Below are 16976 nucleotides of genomic sequence, written 5' to 3'. Positions count from 1 at the left end.
AAACGGGATGATTATGTTGGTGGGGATGGTTACGTAAATACCTATTCTTTTTCAAAAACGACAAGTAAGTTCAAGAAAAAGTGAAAGTTGAAATTTCTAATATGTTAAATATAGGAAAGGTATACAAATAAGGGGTGAAGACAATTTTACCAAGAAAAATAATATCAGCGTCAGTTTCTGGGACTATCTTTGCAATTATTTTAGGATTTACTCAGCCCGTACCCATTTTTGATAAAAATCTTAGTACAATCCAAAATTATTTATTAGTTACTAGTACGATTATTCCCATATATATGATGTATATTTTACCGGCAATCTTAATTTACGGTGTGTTTACGTCAATTATTAGTGATAAGGTCGGAGAATTTGTAGCAAGTAAAGTTAAAGAGAAAAAGGTAGAACATATTGTTTCTGGAGTCTTGCATATCATTTTTGGTCTGATATTGTTCTCGGTTAGTCTTGGAGCATCAATATTATTTTTTATTACCGATAGAATATTAGGAATGCGTTATAAAAAGTACAAGTGGTTGGAAGTAATTAAAAGTCTGACAATCCCTGTATTGGCGTGGTTATTATTTATGGGAATAGTTTGGGTGAATGATATTTTTTAAATTAGGGGATGATCGAATTCTTTTAAAAAGTAGGTTACTTTTACCTCCAAACGAAATTTTGTGAAATATTGCACTAAACAGGGGCTACAAACAGCTTTAAAGCCTTTTTTACGTACTCCTTAGCCTTCTCAAATCGCCTCATCTGTTTCCATTAAGAATATTAAAGATAAATATTAAAGATAATAAAATATAAGGTGAATATCACTAAAGCTGGCAAATTGCCAGTTTTCATTTTAATTAATTGGTAAGATTAATAGGTAAATATTCACATAAAAATATTTCTGGTATTTAATTGGAACATAAGTAAAATTAGTACTGAAGGGGGAGATTTATTGAAATCAAAACTAGTTAAAATCGTAACGGCACTATCACTATCTGTAGGTTTGTTATACGGTGCGTCAACAACCGAAGCAGCAACAAAGGATATGAAGGTTCACTTTATTAATGTTGGACAAGGTGACTCCATTTATGTCAAAACTGCTGCTGGTGATGACATTATCATTGACGGCGGAAATCGTGACGGCAGTGATATTGTTTCTTATCTTAAAAAACAAAAAGTGGGAGACATTGAAGTCATGATTGCCACACATCCAGATGCAGACCATATGGGTGGATTAGATGATGTTCTTAAAGTGTTTAAGGTGAAATCAGTGTACGCGCCTAAGGTAAGCAACAATACCCTAGTATTCGTCGATTTCTTAAAGGCCGTTAAAAAAGAAGGCTTGAAGATTAAAACTGCTCAAAAAGGTGTAAAACTACCATTAAAGGGCGTATCGGCAACTTTTGTAGGACCGGTAAAATCGTACAGTAAAAACGATACGAATGATTGGAGTGCAGTTTTACGATTGGTATATGGAAAGAAATCCTTCCTGTTTTCCGGGGACGCTGAAACCAAATCTGAAACAGATATGATTAACTCCAAACAAGCATTATATGCAGATGTTTTAAAAGTTGGCCATCATGGTGCTAAAACTTCCACAAGTGCTGCCTTCTTAAAAGCAGTAAAGCCAACTTATGCGGTAATAAGTGTCGGCAAAAATAGTTATGGGCACCCAACTGCCGAAACTTTAAATAGACTTAAATCTGGAAAAGTAAATGTGTTTAGAACTGACAAACAAGGTAACATAATAGCAACAACAAATGGAAATAGCCTTAGTTTTAATACAAAGCCAGCCGTAAATAATTCGTCACCGGCTCCAGCAGCAACATATAAACTAACAGCGAGTCTGAATACAACAAGCCCGAAACAATATAGTACCGTTTACTTATATACAAAGGGAATGCCGAGCGGCACATCATACAAAGCAGTTTTTCACTATAAAACAACAAATACAGCCTATTACGGAAAAGTTGGGACTTCGCTGCCGGTTAAAATTGGAAGAGCATCAACTAGTTTTAGAGTATATGTTGATGTAACAGCTTCATATAAGGGAAAAAATTATTCAACGAGAACGTCATTTATTCCCAAATAGGGGTGAGTAATATGAAAGGGATCATTGACCGATTTGAGGGGAAGTATGCGGTAGTCGAAATTAACGGGGTTACTAAGGACTTTCCTAAATCCATCTTTCCAAAAGCGGCGTCCGTTGGGGACGTAGTTGAAATTAACGGTGATAAAGTATCTGTATTAGAAGATGAAACAAAAAAGCGCCGTCAGGAAGTAGAAAAATTAATGAATGAAGTATGGGACGACTAAAACGGCCCCCATCTGCAGCCAGATGGGGGCCGTTTTACAGATGAGAGGTAAAATTAGAAAAGGGGGTGAATCCAAAGCTTTTATCCCCAATTCATTGATAGCACTTTGTGAAGGAGTGTACCGAAAGGGATGTTAGTTATGGAATAATGTATGATAGTTTAATCTTTAATGGGCTTTTGCCCATTATTAATAATATATATTATATACATTATCTTTTACAACTTTAATAATATTATCATTAATAACATATATCTTAACAATATTTATAACAATGATTTTGAATTAATCATTAGTCTTGCATTTATCTATACATTATATTGGTATTTTATTTATGAAAGGATCAATGAATTTGTTTTCATTTCCATCATTATCAACACTTATTCTGATAATTTACCATTAAGTGATGGTTTTTCTTCGTAAAATCTAATTGACTATTAAGTTAAGTCAATACTCACAAAATAGGTATAGAAATGCTGGGGAAGTATAAAAAAGTTTTAGAGGCTTGTCATAACTGCTTGTTAATATAGAACTATTTAGCTCACCTAAAATTGGTGGGCTTTTTTACCATAAACCTTTTGCCAGCCTATTTCCAAAGATTCATTTTTTATTAAATTGTAAGTTGACCTATTAAAAAAAGGGATTTATCTGGTAGAGTATAAATAGAACGAATATTCGGAGTATAAAGTAATATCAGCAAAGGAGATGAGGAGGAAAAATACATATATGATGATTCATTCAAACAAATACCATGTAAGTTACCTTCAATATCATATTGCGTTTTTTACCAAAAATAATATTTTGTTAAATGATGAAGAAATCGCTTTTGTAAAATCCTATTTTAAGAATGTTTCAATTCGGCATGAATTTAAAATCATAGAGATGGATATCTGGGCTTGTAGTGTGAATTTAGTTATCAGCTGCAAAACCACTCATTACATACCAAATATCATCAAGGCTCTTAAAGGCGGATCAGCAAGGTTTTTGTACAAGAAATTCCCAGATTCTAAATCAAAGAACGGTGGCAGTCTGTGGGACCAAAAGTATTTCATATCTACTGACTATCAGCAGCTGAAAAATCAAATTCAAGAATATAAGTCTTAAAAATGCTGATCCTCAAACTAAAAAAAGACACATCATTCAATTACTGATTAACAAAATAGAATCGTGTGCTCATACCTTCACAAACCTTTTTGTTTAACACTCAACTCGCTCTTGAAGGGAGATTATCTAGTGAGAAATGATGCTATTGAAAGATCCGTAAATGATTCTATGCTCACTATCGCTGATTACATCTTGCAATTGATTGAACAAGCGAGAAAAGAAAGAAATTTGGAATTACAAAGGATTATAGATCAGAAAGACAAAAGTTTACAAGTAGAATACCCCTCATTAACAAATGAACAGAGGGCAGATGCTGAATATGATCTATATTACGCCTTAATAAAGGATCAGCATCCGGATCTTTTTGAGATTAAAGGGAACTTGGTTGAATCATTTTCCATTGATAACAAAAGCAATTTTCAAATTTTTCAGGACCAAGATTCCTTTTACGGTGTTTATAATCAAATGTCAAAGAAACCTCTCAGGATCACCGAATCGTTCAGATCCAAAGAAGCGTTGCTTCAGAACACATTTGGAACCTCCAATTTTGAGAAATTCAGAAATCGAACATTCTTTCTTTTGGAAGATGGAAAAACATTTTCGCTTCATGATAACAAACAGTTTAGGTTTAATTTAGTAAAACCTATTAAACACCTATCAACCTTTGAAAATATGGAACAAGCTCGCCTCGGTGTTGTAAAGGACGAACTTAAAGACAATCCGAAAGTTAGAAGGCAAGCAATACATAGAACTCTGGAAAAACATTTCATTCCAATAGACCTTATGGGCAAACCAGTCACAGTAAACAGCATTTTGAAGGAAGATCAAGGTATTAAGATTTCTCTTGAGGATAATGGAAAGGAAAGACAAATCAAGCTGCCCGACCTTGCAGAAAAATGGATGGACCGAGTAAGGGAACAACCAAAACTAAAAGCAGCCTTTGATGAAATCATCATGGACAGCCGATTGATAGGAGAAGTGTTTCTTGCCTTTTATGATATCGAGATAAACAAAGTGCTTCAAACTAAGCAACATGACTTTGAGGTAATATCGGTCCAAAAGGGATCCTACATTGGAAAATTAAACTGCGATGGGAAGATAAAAAAATTATCCCCATATTTCCCTGAAAAGGAGGCAAAAAGGCAGTTAGAAAAATTGAATGTTCATATTCAAAGAGAAAAAGTGAAAAAGGGACGGGGAGACCTAGAAGTCGAACCATGTCTTGAATTTGAAGATATTAGTGCGGAAACCTAAGGAGGTACTTAAGTATGAAAAAGGTAAAAAGAATACAACCTATACTCTTCTTCGCTGCTGTTATATTGTGTTTTTATCTTCTACCAGATCAGGCATTAGCGGCGAGCGAAGTTGAGGCGAAGGTAAAAGAAGGATTAAAACAAATTCAATCCTTCTTGACGGGGATAGTGGTTATTGTCGGAATCTGTGTAGGTGTATGGATTGTTATCAAAAAATTACCAGGGGTTGATGACCCTCATACAAAGAACGAAATGTTCCGAGGAGTTGGAATGGCACTTGCCGGTGTGGGTTTAGCAGCAGCTCTTGTGTGGCTGGTGCCTTGGGTCTACAATTTATTCGCTTAAAGCAGAGGTGATTTGTTTGGCATCAAAAGAGGAAGTAAAAGAAGTTTTGATGGAATTACTGGGCCAAGGAGACAGTCGTAAGGGGAAAACATTTGTTTTCCCTGATAATGTAGATCGCTCTTATAACATCGTAAAGGGATTATCCTTAGTAAACTTTTTTAAATTTATCTTACCAGCGTTGGTCATTGCAATAATTATTCTGTTAATCCCTCCTTATTCATCAGGATTTATGATGATCAAAATGCTTTTCGTGGCATTGTTGCTGCTGGTTTCTTTTATATTTGCCGTATTGCGGCCAATTACATCACGGCCAAACATTACCTACAGCAATTACTTACAGCAGATCTTTAACTATAACAGTAGACAAAAAATATTTTTTCTAAAACCGAATAAAAAGGATGATTTCCGTGTTCACCCGTAAGAAGAAAATGGATCGAACAGAATTTGACTATGAGGTGGAAACCCTTTTAAAAAAAGAACAGAGAACCATTCAAGATATAAGCTTGATTGAGGGCATCTATAGAGACTATGTACTTTTGAAAAATGGTTATTTAATTTCCATTATGCAAGTTAGTGGCATAAACCTTGATTTATTAGCGGAATATGAACAAAATCGCTTATTTGAAGACTATGGGTCGTTTTTAATGAGTCAGGTCCACGACCAACTACAAACCATATCCATGACAGTACCAGTTGATTTGCGTTCCTATAACTTAGGATGGAAAAAGCGGTATTTGCAAGAACTTGAAAAGAAAGAAAATACACAAAATGAATATAAGCGAAAATTGATTGCTTCCTATATAGATCACTTCCAAAGGATTAGGATCAAAGATGAAATGTCTACAAAACAACATTTTATTGTGGTAAGAGAGAAAATGAACAAACGTACATTTCAAGATTTAGATCGAACTGAGGTCATTCTCGCCAAAAAGGTTGAGGAATTAACAACTTCCTTACGATCCACGTTTGAATCTTATGATATTAGAATTAATAAATTGTTTGGAAAAGAGATCTTAACACTTCTGTATCGATACTTTGATTTTGAAATGTCAAAATTATACGGGTAAACCGCCGGAAAGGAGAAAAGCATGCCCCTGACTATTGCTTCATTATTTTCATCAAAAAAACGAGTAGATAAACAAGAAGACCAAATGAATCAAAATCGTCAAGATCTTTTACACGGGGTTTTAGAAACGGAGGATCTCAACGCTATTTACCCTTTCGTCTGGAAAGAAAATAAGAACTTTATTGAAAGTGGGGGCAATTTTATAAAGGTGCTGGCGGTGGTTTCTTATCCAAAGGAGCAAAAAGGGAACTGGTTATCGGATTTAAAACGGCTAAAAGGGAATATTTCCTTTGTGCAATATTTAGAACCTGCTAATTCAGAAGGAATGATAGGTTACTACAACGATTCTATTAAAAACAAAGATGCGGAACTTTTGAAAACCAGAGATCCTGCGACCCGCATTAAATTACAATCTGAACTTGAAAGTGCCCGTTACCAACTGAATCAGGTATTAACAAACCGATCTAACTTTATGTATCTATACACTTATATTTTCATTCAAGCTACATCATTAGAGGATTTAAAGACCTTAGAACAAAATGTACAGAGGATTTTAACGAAACTCAGAATGAAAGCCTTAAATCCCCATTATGCAGCACCGATGGCATTTTGGTCGGCTCTTCCATTGGGTGACAACCAATTGAAGGATTACACCTACCAAATGTGTAACAGTGAGACAGCCTCTTCTTTCTTTCCGTTCGATGATTCAGAAATATGTTATCTAACCCCGACAGCACAAGTTGAAGGGATAAATAAAACAACTAATTCACTAGTTGCCATCGATTACTTAGATACACAGCGGACATTGAACCAAAATATGGTGGTCATCGGAACATCTGGGGTCGGAAAATCGACGTTTATGGTTCAAAAAATTCTGCGCTGTTTTGCAATGGGCATCAAAATATATATTATTGACCCGGAAAACGAGTACTCACAGATAGTTAATCTACTGGGGGGAGAAGTTGTCCATCTTAGCAGTAATAGTGCAACAAAAATTAATCCCTTAGAAATCTTTTCAACCGAAATTACCGATACAGAAGATTTTAATGATAAAGCTGAATTCATTAAAGACCTGGTGAAACAAAAGGTTCAACGCCTTAAAGCTTTTTTCAAAGTTCTTAAATCGGATCTCACCCAGGTGGAATCAAGTATTCTAGATAAGACATTAAGTAATCTATATAATCGCTTCTCAATCAATGAAGAAAGTGATTTTAAAAACCTAAAATCCACCGACTATCCGATTCTTGAGGACTTTTACCATGATTTAGGGAAACTGAAAGAAACCGATGAAGAACGCTATGAAAGGATTCAAGATTTTTATTTCATCCTAGAGAGTTATGTTCATGGCTCAAACTCCTTATTTAATGGACATACGAACGTCAATATCAATAATTCTCTCTTCTCATTTAATTTGAAGGCACTGCAAAACGAAGTAGATGTACAGGCTGCCTGTTATTTTAATATTTTCGGCTTTCTTTGGGACGAAATTACAAAGACGAAAGAAGAACTCATTTATTTGTTTATCGATGAATTTCATTTTCTATCAAAAAACCCCGATTCTATGAGATTTTTTTATCAAGCTTATAAACGATTCAGAAAGTATAACGCGGGGGCAATTGCTGGGACACAGCAGATCATTGATGTTCTGGATACGGTCGATAACTTGGGTGCAGCCATGATTGAAAACAGCCATACTAAAGTATTCTTCGGATTAGATAATAAGGGTGTAGATGATGTGATTAAAAAGATTAATCTATCATTCTCTGATGAAGAGATATCCCTATTACGGGCAAAACGACAGGGAGAAGCACTCATCACATATGGTTCTCAACGGGCATTTATCAGAGTCGAACTCACACAAGAAGAGCTTCGAATTTGGAATAAAAAACGTTACATAGAAATGTATGGATTAGATCCGGAGGATATCCCAGACTATGAAGCCAGGATCGAGATGACGCCGATTGAAAAAGAGGAAGTTCGAAACTTTGTCCTGTAAAGGGGGGACACAAAAAGGTGAAAATTCAATTATTTGAACATGGAACATTATTTATTCATCAAAATAATCATTGCCATTTGGAACTCTCAGCAAACAAGGTTTTAGCGGAACGTTCGGAAGATTTACTGGATCTTCTGGGAGAATCGCCTTATTTCTTTCCCCTCCTAGATGTAACAAACACAAATGGCCGATTTGTCCTTGAATTTAAAATTGTGGAAGGCTATAGGCCTCTTGTAGATGCCAAAAAATATTCTTCTGTACTTCGGCTTTCGTTATTAAATAAGCTATTAGAATTAGATCCATTACATAACTTCAAAGAAAGAGTCATGATTCATCCAAGAAACATATTTTTTAAAGATATGAAAACCTTAAAGTTTCTTTATAGAAGTAACCAATGGTTACCATATGAAGATCATTTAGATAAACTGGAGCAATATAAAATTTTAATTCTATCCATGTTTTCCCGTTTCTCGTATGAAAAATATAAAAGAGAAAAAGGGAGTTTGCTAAAAAAGGAGACAGATGAGTTCCTTTTCCATATTGAAAATGCCAGGTCCGTTCAAGCTTTAAAAAAGTTAATAGCAATTAAGCTGCAAAATGAGGAAAGCCAGCATTTCTTCCGTTGGGAGAACGAAAAGCAAAAAGTAAGAAAACAAAAAATGATGTGGATGGGAACTTCAATTGGGATTTGTGCCATAGGGATTGTTTTAGCCCTTTTTCTTCAACAATCTGCAGTAAATAAAGTCCAAACAGCGTACGCAACTGAATTAAAGAAGGCAGAAGATGAATCCACATTTTATAAATTGCTAAGTCGAGAAAAATACGATGAAGCTTTAGCCCTTTTAAAACAAGGAAAAGGAAGTAAAAAGGAAAAGGCTGAATTGTATTTTAAAACCGGTCAATATCAAAAAGCGATTGACACGGATAAAGCTTTCATAAAACCCACCGTCGAAACTTTATATAAGTTGAATAAAAAAGAAGAAATCATGGGGTTGAAGGCAGACAGCAATTACCTTGAGATTGAAAAGAGAATTGTTAGCTATGATTATAGTGTTTTGTTATCAAAACAGGCGTTCTCAAAGGATAAGGATCAACAAATTCGTATAGGAATGGCTTTTGCTGAACACGGGGACTTAGAAGACGCAAAAATCTTAAATAAAAGTCTAAACAACAAGGAATTAGCAGCTATCATTCAAAAAAAGGAACTTGAAAAACAAGTAGCTTCCATTAATCAGCAGATTCAAGAAATTCAGGAAAGCGACGTGCCTACGGAAGAAAAACAAGCCCAACTTAAGCCCAAAAACAGGGAGATTACTAATCTTAAAACACAGCTTAAAGAGGTCAATAACGAATTGGAGGTGGAGTAAGTGGCAGCCATTGCTGCAGTAAAGGGGGCTGTTTTTGCAGTTCGAAATTGGAAGGAAATAACGATCGGCGTTGTATTTACCTTAGTCCTTATGTGCGGCTTATTGTTAGGAATTCAGACGTCGCAGCAAGATCAAGTATCGAACATTAACTCACCATTCGGCACGGCTAATGTGCCCCCTAATATTGCGCAATGGAGAGGGCTGGTACTAGAATATTCGACCAAGAACGGAATACCAGAGTACACAGATTTTCTTTTAGCTCTTATGTATCAAGAAATCGGAAGTTCTCAAACATTAGATATAATGCAAAGTTCAGAGTCTACCGGGTTACCCCCTAACGCCATTCAAGACCCTGTAATGTCAGTAAATGCGGGCGTCCGACATTTTAAATCTGTGTTAGAAAAAGGGGAGAAAGCAGGAGTTGATTTTGCCACAATCGTTCAATCTTATAATTACGGTACTGGATACATTGATTTTGTGGCCGCGCGTGGAGGGAAACATTCAGTTGAATTGGCACAGCAATTTTCTCTAAATCAATCAGGGAAACTAGGATGGAGCTGTTCAGATTGGCGGGCGCCTTACTGCTATGGGGATTTCACGTATGTCCAAAAAGTACTGAAAAATTTAATGCCGGGAAGTGTTCCTGTTGGAGGTAGTGATGTTTCCCCGCTGGGAGAAAAAATCTTTGACGCTATTATCTCTGAGGCCCAAAAATACGTTGGGTGGCCCTATGTATGGGCAGGAGCTAATCCTAATACAGGATTTGATTGTTCAGGCTTTACGCAATGGACATTTGCGAAAGCAGGCATAAGGTTACCGCGAACAGCTCAAGAACAGTACGATGAATCTTCTAAAATACCTCCTGCAGAAGCAAAGCCGGGCGACTTGGTATTCTATACAAGTACATACAAGACAGACAAATACATTACACATATAGGCATTTATATGGGAGATGGAAAAATGTTTGATGCTAACGGATCAGGTATTGGAATCCATGACATTAATGATCAATACTGGAAATCTCATTTGGTGGGGTTTGGGAGAGTAATACATTAGGAGGGAGGCACTATGTTTAAATTTATATCTGCGTTGTTGGGAGCATCCGTCCTAGCAAATATCATTTTAGGTTTTCTGTACCTAGGCCAGAAAACCATAACCGCACAAGCTGGGGAAAAAAACGAAGAAATACATAAGCAGATGGTTCAACTAAAAAATGAAACGAAGAAAAGTGAAAAAGAGCTGAATACATTTCAGCAAAATAAGGCCTATTATGAAATTGAACACAGCGAAGAGATAAAAAGCTTTGTAGATGATACCTTTAGAAAATTATTTAATTACGATAACAAAAATTATGTTGAGCGATTTGATCAAGTCCAAGACCGATTAGCGGCATCCGTAATGTCTAAATTAAAAGCTTCAGGGGAAAACGGCAGTACTCAAATAGAATTTAAAAATGAGGTAAAGGCGGTAAGCGTTTATCTTAGTGCAGTAGGAAATGACCGTGCAAAAGCTCTTGTAAACATGGAAACACAATATGCTGTTGGTGGAAGTGAGTTCCCCAGAAAAAATCAAATGTATGAGGTTACGCTTGCTAAGGATGGAAGTAAATGGCTAGTTGATAAATTAGAGTTAATGGGCTCTTTTGAACCATTTGAAGGGAGTTAAGTTAATGCTGAAATAAAAGGTATTAGAAAGGAGAGAAAATGATGAAAATGTTCAGCATCCGTTTACTTCTAACAATATTTTTATTCCTTATCCTTGAGCTGATTGTGATCAACATAGCCGGACTTCTTCCATTTATGGCAATACACAAAGAAAATATAACGGATGCTCCATATATGGAATTCCTAATGGATAGCTTGCTGCATCCCCTTGAGAAATCCTCAGCTATGATGGAAGAAAAAAATCCCCTATTCTTTCTTGGAAGTGGCGGAGCATTACTATTAATTTTGTATGTTGTCTTTTTTGCAAAGGAACGCAAGGGGGAATATGAATTAGCTGATAAATATGGTGTTTACGGAAAGGCCCGGTGGGCTCGGAAAAATGAAATTTTCATAGATAACGAGACGGTGGGTGTGCCCGTAAAACAACTTATGCAGGATCTTGAAGCTAGTATGATGGAAGGAAAAGGGGATAAACGATATGGCCAATGACTACATGAGAAGCAATGGAATTATCTCTGGAATATTTAATCATTCTATGATCATTCAGCCGACCGATTCCAAACTGCCGAATAGAAATTACTTTCTAGCTGGAGGCCCCGGTTCATCCAAAACACAAGGATCTGTCGTAACAAATGTATTACACGAAAAAGAGTGTTCTCTAGTTGTCACTGACCCAAAGGGCGAAGTGTATGAAATGACTTCTGAAATTAAAAGAAAACAAGGATATGAGGTCCATGTTGTTAATTTTTCTGAAATGGAATACTCAGACCGATATAATCCCTTTGATTATGTAAGGGAGGAAATACAGGTTTCTACGGTGGCAAATGCGATTGTAGCCTCCAAAAATGATCCTAAGAGGAAGGATTTTTGGTATAACGCTCAATTCAGCTTGCTAAAAGCCCTAATCTTATATGCTATTCAGGAGTTTTCGCCACAGCAGCGAAATATGACGGGAGTATTGGATTTTTTGCAAGAATTTGACCCCGAAGAAACAGAGGATGGAGCGAGTGAGCTTGATGAACAGTTCTTACGGCTTCCTAAATCACATTCAGCAAGAAGAGCATATGAATTGGGATTTAAGAAGTCTCAAGAAAAAACCCGGGCAAATATCATTATTTCTTTGCTGACAACAATAGGGGATTTCACTTCTAGTTCTGTATCAAGATTTACAAGTTTTTCGGATTTCTTTTTAGGAGATGTCGGGAAAAGAAAGATTGCACTATATGTGGTTATTCCAGTAATGGATTCAACTTGGGAGGGTTTAATTAATTTATTTTTCAATCAAATGTTCCAGGAGTTGTATAAAATTGGTGCTCAAAATAAAGCTAAACTTCCTCAACCAGTAATTTTTATTTTAGATGAATTTCCGAATCTCGGGAAATTCCCGGATTATGAAAGATTTCTAGCTACTTGTCGCGGTTATGGTATAGCAGTTATTACGATTGTTCAAAATCTTACCCAATTGCAACAAATATATGGCAGGGAACAAGCCGAATCTATTTTAGGAAACTGTGCAATCAGAATTTGCTTAGGTAATGTCAATCAAACAACAGCAAAATACTTCTCGCAAGAAATGGGGAAAGCAACAGCCAAAATGGAAACAGGGTCTTCTTCCGAATCAAAAGGTCAATCATCTAGCACATCTTCTTCAAGCAGCTATTCTTATGTAGCACGCAACCTAATGAATGAAGATGAAATTTTAACCATGCATAAAGATGACTGTATCGTACTTATCGCTGGAAAGCGTCCGATTAAAGCGAAAAAGTCTTATCAATATCTTCTGTTTCCAAATGTAACAAATACCTTTAGGGTGAGCCAATTAGCTTACCAGAGCAGTACCTCAAAGGATGTTTTGGATTGGTTAAAGAAAAAACAAGAAGAGTTCGAAGAATACCTCCAATCCAATGACCGCAGGCAGGCTGTAGAAAAGACTGAGGCTGAATTACATGAGAAACAGATTAAAAAGGCAGAAATTGAGGCTGAAAGACAAGAGGAGCTAGCTATGAGCTTCTTTTCACAAATGAAATAATCTCTAATACCTCAACAAATGAGAGGAGCTCTTGAAATGAAAAAAATAATCCTATTTATGTCGATGGTAATGTTGTGTATTTACCTTGTTGCTTGTAGTAGTGGTGAAAAGTTTGATGCTGAAGCCGAAAAGAAAAAGGCTACTGAAGTAGTAAAGGGTGTTTTAACTTCCTTCAAGGATCAGGAAAAGATTGCTGAAGGGAAAAATCGCGATGAAACAAACCAAAAGGCATGGGAAAAAATTGAAAATATAAATAAAGAGGCATTATCAAAAAAATTAGGAACCGAAGATCAAAAGAGATTATTATATCTCGTCACTTCAAATAAAGCAGAGGATTTAGATAACGGTGGTATCCAGTCTAACCTGTTATTTACGCATGACACAGAAATTAGAAATATTCAACTTAATAAAGAAAAAAGTATATTTACATTTGATGTAGAGCGTAGTGGATTTGATCGTAATTTAATCACTCTCGAAAAGCAGGAAGGTGTTTGGAAGATAACCAAGGTAAAAGAGGCAAAATAAAAGGGTGAGCAATCTTGTTTAATTTTAAAGATAAAATTGTTGAAGCTATTCAGGGTATGTTGGAAGATTTCATAGAATGGTCACTTCTCATGTGTAATGATCTATTATTAAAGCAAAATGCTGAGATAGATCTTTTTGCTTCAATAAATGACTTTTTGCTTGCACTGACTTCTACTATTGCTGTAACAATTATTTTATTTAAAATAATAGAAGTTATGTCAAGGAATGCTGCAGGGGATGCAGTTTCTTACGGTCCAGTGATTGTAAACACATTGAAAAGTGCCTTATTGATCCCCGCAATGCCATTTGTTCAGAAGATCTTGTTAGAAAAGGTTGCTTATAATATTGGGAATTGGATAATAGGTGAAGGTAGTCAGGTAAGCAAGGAAAAGATAGAGTTAATGCTAAAACCAGCGAATTTTGCAGAGCTTCATTTCCAAGGGGCCGCGCTCATTATTTTACTTGCAGTGTTTGCCGTAGCATTTATTGCTTTTTTATTTTCCGTGGCTGTTTTCCATGCTGATGTCATGTTTCTTTATTTATTATGCCCTCTTGCTTGTGTATCGGTCATTGCCGATGACAACGAATACTTAGGAGTCTGGTGGCGTGAATTATTAAGTCAGATAGTAACAATTCTGGCGAAAATCTTTTTGTTTGTAGTTGCTCTTAGTATCTTAATCAACGAATCTATAACATTTCTAAATTTCTTATTACTAATGGGATGCTGCATTCTTCTTATCAAAAGTCCGTCCTTATTAAGAAACATGTGGTATTCTTCAGGCTCTGGAAGAGGAATGATGGGAGCTATGGGAGGAACATCAAAACTAGTAGCAAGAAGGTTCTTGTTAAAACGATAATGGTACTAATTATGGGCTATGATTGAATAGATCCGACACAAATTTGAAGTAAATTAAACAGGGATGTACTAGAAAGGATGGGGAAGGATGAAAACATGCTCTTATTGTGGAAGTAATATTGAAATCATTGGATCTTGACTTTTATTGTACATTTTGTGAGATGGAGTTGTGTAAAGAGGATACACAGCAGAATGGGAAACGCAAAAATATTCTTCCAAAATCGCAACCGTCCCTTGAGGATTTGAAGTGCAGTACACCGGAATTGATGACCATGAAAACAATAGATCTGTTATTTTAGTTGAAATTTGCTAGGGCCGAACGCAATACAGTATATGGACAACGAACCCTCTTTATAAAAGCTTTGAAAAAAGGATATACCGATTTTAAGAGGGTGAGCAGTACGCCTATGAGGAATATGAGTTCTGGACCCGAAAATGTTTTGTATTGGAGAACCTTATTCGTGACATCCGTAATTAACAGAATCCTATCTTCAAAACCTGGCAGCAAGAATGATTAATTCAACAAAAAAAGCGATGACTATTCAGCAACCAAAGCCAATTTTTTAATAGGGGTAAATAAGCTGCCAGTTTAATATATAACGGCAGCTTCTATCATTATAGAAAAGCATAAAATATAACTTTATAGTGAGAGATTATGAGCGGGCTCCCATGCCGCCATCAATTCGGTATTGTGCTCCCGTAATAAAGGAACTTTCATCGCTTGCTAGGAACAAAACAAGATTTGCAATATCGTCTGATTCGCCATACCGTCCTAACGGAATCTTTTGTGTTAATAGTTCTTTTGCCCCTTCAGCGTCTTCAGGAGCAAAGCCAGCTTCTAAAGAACGCATCATTCTTGTGTTAACTGGTGATGGATGAATAGAATTTACTCTAATGTTACTGCCGGCTACTTCAATAGCTGCAACTTTTGTCAGTCCTGTAACAGCATGTTTACTTGTAACATACGGAGCAACGCCTGCGTCTCCGTCAAGACCCGAAATGGAAGAAGTGTTGATAATACTTCCTCTTTCTTGTTTAGTCATAACAGGTATTACATATTTTAAGCCTAAGAATACGCCGTTAACATTAACATGTTGTACTTTTTCAAAATCTTCAAGGGATACTTCAACAATTGGTTGAACTTTTCCTTCGATGCCAGCATTATTAAAGAAAACATCAATTGTACCAAACACTTCAACGGATTGGTTGACATAATGTTTTACATCTTCTTCTTTTGACACATCTGCTTGTATAGCCAAAACTTCTCCTAAATTAGATAATTCTGCCTTCGCTTTATCAAGTGCTTCCTGGAATAAGTCGACTAATACTACTTTAGCGCCTTCTAGTAAAAAGCGTTTAGCAACTACTTTTCCAATGCCACCTGTTCCACCCGTAATAATCGCTACTTTTCCACTTAATCTTGACATTTAAATCCCTCCATATCTATTACTTGCAACAAAAATAAAGCGTTTCCAAAATATAATGATGAATATTCAGATAATAGGTTTTATTAGCTATTAAATTTTGTTTTTTATGGTTGGGTTACATGGAAATGAAATTGTTTTTATAGAGAGGAGTTTGCAAAGACTTAGGCAATTTTTAAAATAGATACAACAAAAATAGAGGAGCTTCGACAAAAAAACCGGGCTCCTATAGAGTTAAAGTATCAATAGAGAAATTAAATTGGCTGGCTAGCCGATTTGATCATTTACGGCAACCTTCTCATCCTTATGACGAATCTCATTTGTAATTAAAGAAGAGAATAATAGTATAGGTAAATCCTTAGATAATGGGTTCTCTTTGTAAAATGAATCCCGTCCATCTTAGTCATTTCGACATAGGTAAAAAACAAATCAACAACATCAGTTACATTTTTGTCTGAAGTATGCCTGAATCTTCTGCAATATATAACATTTTGTCTACTCTCTATTTTTGTCATCTACTATATCTACTTCTTCCTTATAAGAGTTTACATTGCTAGGGCTGATCTCATAAACTAAGAAGCTGGTTACTCGATTTGAGGCCGAGAGTTACGATAAAATTATATGTACTCCATTTACGATATCCTTGCAAAGAAATGCCTAAAAAAAATTAAATTTATTGTTGACTATTATAATATGCCCTAGTATAATATATAAATGTCGCTGATGAAACTGTTGTTGCTTTGAAAAACAATGGTTGACAGTTAAGAGTTGAGATGATATGATATTCATCTCCTCAAAAATTGTTCTTTGAAAACTAAACAAACAAAAACGTCAACAAACAATAAACTATCGAGTTTCTTCTATTATATATAGATAAATTCGAGCCAACGTAACTTTTATGAGCTAATCAACTCATCTTTTTTGGAGAGTTTGATCCTGGCTCAGGACGAACGCTGGCGGCGTGCCTAATACATGCAAGTCGAGCGAATCTTTGGGAGCTTGCTCCCAAAAGTTAGCGGCGGACGGGTGAGTAACACGTGGGC

General features: G+C 35.9%; 16 protein-coding genes, 1 rRNA gene and 1 pseudogene. 17 read left to right on the top strand and 1 reads right to left on the bottom strand.

Annotated features, from left to right (window positions below; translation table 11 throughout):
- Positions 1-134: 134 nt before the first annotated feature.
- The 16 genes and pseudogenes from M3183_RS21285 (at position 135) to M3183_RS21210 (ending at position 14510) form a co-directional block, all read left to right on the top strand.
- Positions 135-611: a hypothetical protein gene (locus M3183_RS21285; RefSeq protein ID WP_251472763.1), complete on the top strand. Its 477-nt coding sequence runs from the start codon at positions 135-137 to the stop codon at positions 609-611.
- 332 nt (positions 612-943) lie between these two features.
- Positions 944-1768: pseudogene (locus M3183_RS21280) on the top strand (ComEC/Rec2 family competence protein); the annotation flags it as partial.
- 326 nt (positions 1769-2094) lie between these two features.
- Positions 2095-2307, top strand: a complete 213-nt coding sequence (locus tag M3183_RS21275) for a DUF3006 domain-containing protein (protein WP_251472759.1) — start codon at positions 2095-2097, stop codon at positions 2305-2307.
- 723 nt (positions 2308-3030) lie between these two features.
- Positions 3031-3408 carry an IS200/IS605 family transposase gene (tnpA, locus tag M3183_RS21270; RefSeq protein WP_251472757.1) on the top strand — a complete coding sequence of 126 codons (378 nt, stop codon included), beginning with the start codon at positions 3031-3033 and terminating at the stop codon, positions 3406-3408.
- A gap of 465 nt (positions 3409-3873) precedes the next feature.
- Positions 3874-4662 (top strand): hypothetical protein, encoded by a 789-nt coding sequence (locus M3183_RS21265; RefSeq protein ID WP_251472754.1) that lies wholly within the window; start codon positions 3874-3876, stop codon positions 4660-4662.
- A 14-nt stretch (positions 4663-4676) separates the two neighbouring features.
- Positions 4677-5006 carry a CagC family type IV secretion system protein gene (locus M3183_RS21260; RefSeq protein WP_251472752.1) on the top strand — a complete coding sequence of 110 codons (330 nt, stop codon included), beginning with the start codon at positions 4677-4679 and terminating at the stop codon, positions 5004-5006.
- Positions 5007-5022: 16 nt separating this feature from the next.
- Positions 5023-5427, top strand: coding sequence for a hypothetical protein (locus M3183_RS21255; RefSeq protein WP_251472749.1), 405 nt, complete (start codon positions 5023-5025; stop codon positions 5425-5427).
- Positions 5414-6073: a TrsD/TraD family conjugative transfer protein gene (trsD, locus tag M3183_RS21250; RefSeq protein ID WP_251472746.1), complete on the top strand. Its 660-nt coding sequence runs from the start codon at positions 5414-5416 to the stop codon at positions 6071-6073. Before M3183_RS21255 ends, trsD begins: the two co-directional genes overlap by 14 nt.
- A gap of 21 nt (positions 6074-6094) precedes the next feature.
- Positions 6095-8068: a VirB4 family type IV secretion system protein gene (locus M3183_RS21245; RefSeq protein ID WP_251472743.1), complete on the top strand. Its 1974-nt coding sequence runs from the start codon at positions 6095-6097 to the stop codon at positions 8066-8068.
- Between the two features lie 17 nt (positions 8069-8085).
- Positions 8086-9435: a type VII secretion protein EssB/YukC gene (locus M3183_RS21240; RefSeq protein ID WP_251472740.1), complete on the top strand. Its 1350-nt coding sequence runs from the start codon at positions 8086-8088 to the stop codon at positions 9433-9435.
- Positions 9436-10491, top strand: coding sequence for a bifunctional lytic transglycosylase/C40 family peptidase (locus tag M3183_RS21235; RefSeq protein WP_251472738.1), 1056 nt, complete (start codon positions 9436-9438; stop codon positions 10489-10491).
- 12 nt (positions 10492-10503) lie between these two features.
- Positions 10504-11100: a hypothetical protein gene (locus M3183_RS21230; protein ID WP_251472736.1), complete on the top strand. Its 597-nt coding sequence runs from the start codon at positions 10504-10506 to the stop codon at positions 11098-11100.
- 38 nt (positions 11101-11138) lie between these two features.
- On the top strand, positions 11139-11588 hold the full coding sequence (locus M3183_RS21225; RefSeq protein WP_251472735.1) for a hypothetical protein: 450 nt from the start codon (positions 11139-11141) through the stop codon (positions 11586-11588).
- Positions 11578-13128: a VirD4-like conjugal transfer protein, CD1115 family gene (locus M3183_RS21220; RefSeq protein WP_251472733.1), complete on the top strand. Its 1551-nt coding sequence runs from the start codon at positions 11578-11580 to the stop codon at positions 13126-13128. Before M3183_RS21225 ends, M3183_RS21220 begins: the two co-directional genes overlap by 11 nt.
- Before the next feature lie 36 nt (positions 13129-13164).
- Positions 13165-13653 (top strand): hypothetical protein, encoded by a 489-nt coding sequence (locus M3183_RS21215; protein WP_251472731.1) that lies wholly within the window; start codon positions 13165-13167, stop codon positions 13651-13653.
- A gap of 14 nt (positions 13654-13667) precedes the next feature.
- Positions 13668-14510: a conjugal transfer protein TrbL family protein gene (locus M3183_RS21210; protein WP_251472730.1), complete on the top strand. Its 843-nt coding sequence runs from the start codon at positions 13668-13670 to the stop codon at positions 14508-14510.
- Between the two features lie 652 nt (positions 14511-15162).
- On the opposite strand, the gene M3183_RS21205 is transcribed toward M3183_RS21210, so the two are convergent.
- Positions 15163-15936 (bottom strand): SDR family NAD(P)-dependent oxidoreductase, encoded by a 774-nt coding sequence (locus M3183_RS21205; protein WP_251472728.1) that lies wholly within the window; start codon positions 15934-15936, stop codon positions 15163-15165.
- Positions 15937-16851: 915 nt separating this feature from the next.
- Here M3183_RS21205 and M3183_RS21200 point away from each other — a divergent pair.
- Positions 16852-16976, top strand: a 16S ribosomal RNA gene (locus M3183_RS21200); the annotation flags it as partial.

It is taken from the genome of Neobacillus mesonae, from assembly GCF_023715155.1.
Classification (GTDB): Bacteria; Bacillota; Bacilli; order Bacillales; family Cytobacillaceae; genus Neobacillus; species Neobacillus mesonae_A.
The sequence above is the reverse complement of the archived record's forward strand: the minus strand, read 5'-3'. Positions and strand labels throughout refer to the sequence as shown.

What these genes read in the sequence shown, in the direction of transcription:
- M3183_RS21245 (WP_251472743.1), top strand. Translation starts at nt 6,095, where the DNA reads ATGCCCCTGACTATTGCTTCATTATTTTCATCAAAAAAACGAGTAGAT.
- M3183_RS21215 (WP_251472731.1), top strand. Translation starts at nt 13,165, where the DNA reads ATGAAAAAAATAATCCTATTTATGTCGATGGTAATGTTGTGTATTTAC.
- M3183_RS21230 (WP_251472736.1), top strand. Translation starts at nt 10,504, where the DNA reads ATGTTTAAATTTATATCTGCGTTGTTGGGAGCATCCGTCCTAGCAAAT.
- M3183_RS21205 (WP_251472728.1), bottom strand. Translation starts at nt 15,936, where the DNA reads ATGTCAAGATTAAGTGGAAAAGTAGCGATTATTACGGGTGGAACAGGT.
- M3183_RS21220 (WP_251472733.1), top strand. Translation starts at nt 11,578, where the DNA reads ATGGCCAATGACTACATGAGAAGCAATGGAATTATCTCTGGAATATTT.
- M3183_RS21275 (WP_251472759.1), top strand. Translation starts at nt 2,095, where the DNA reads ATGAAAGGGATCATTGACCGATTTGAGGGGAAGTATGCGGTAGTCGAA.
- M3183_RS21260 (WP_251472752.1), top strand. Translation starts at nt 4,677, where the DNA reads ATGAAAAAGGTAAAAAGAATACAACCTATACTCTTCTTCGCTGCTGTT.
- M3183_RS21225 (WP_251472735.1), top strand. Translation starts at nt 11,139, where the DNA reads ATGATGAAAATGTTCAGCATCCGTTTACTTCTAACAATATTTTTATTC.
- M3183_RS21265 (WP_251472754.1), top strand. Translation starts at nt 3,874, where the DNA reads ATGTCAAAGAAACCTCTCAGGATCACCGAATCGTTCAGATCCAAAGAA.
- tnpA (WP_251472757.1), top strand. Translation starts at nt 3,031, where the DNA reads ATGATGATTCATTCAAACAAATACCATGTAAGTTACCTTCAATATCAT.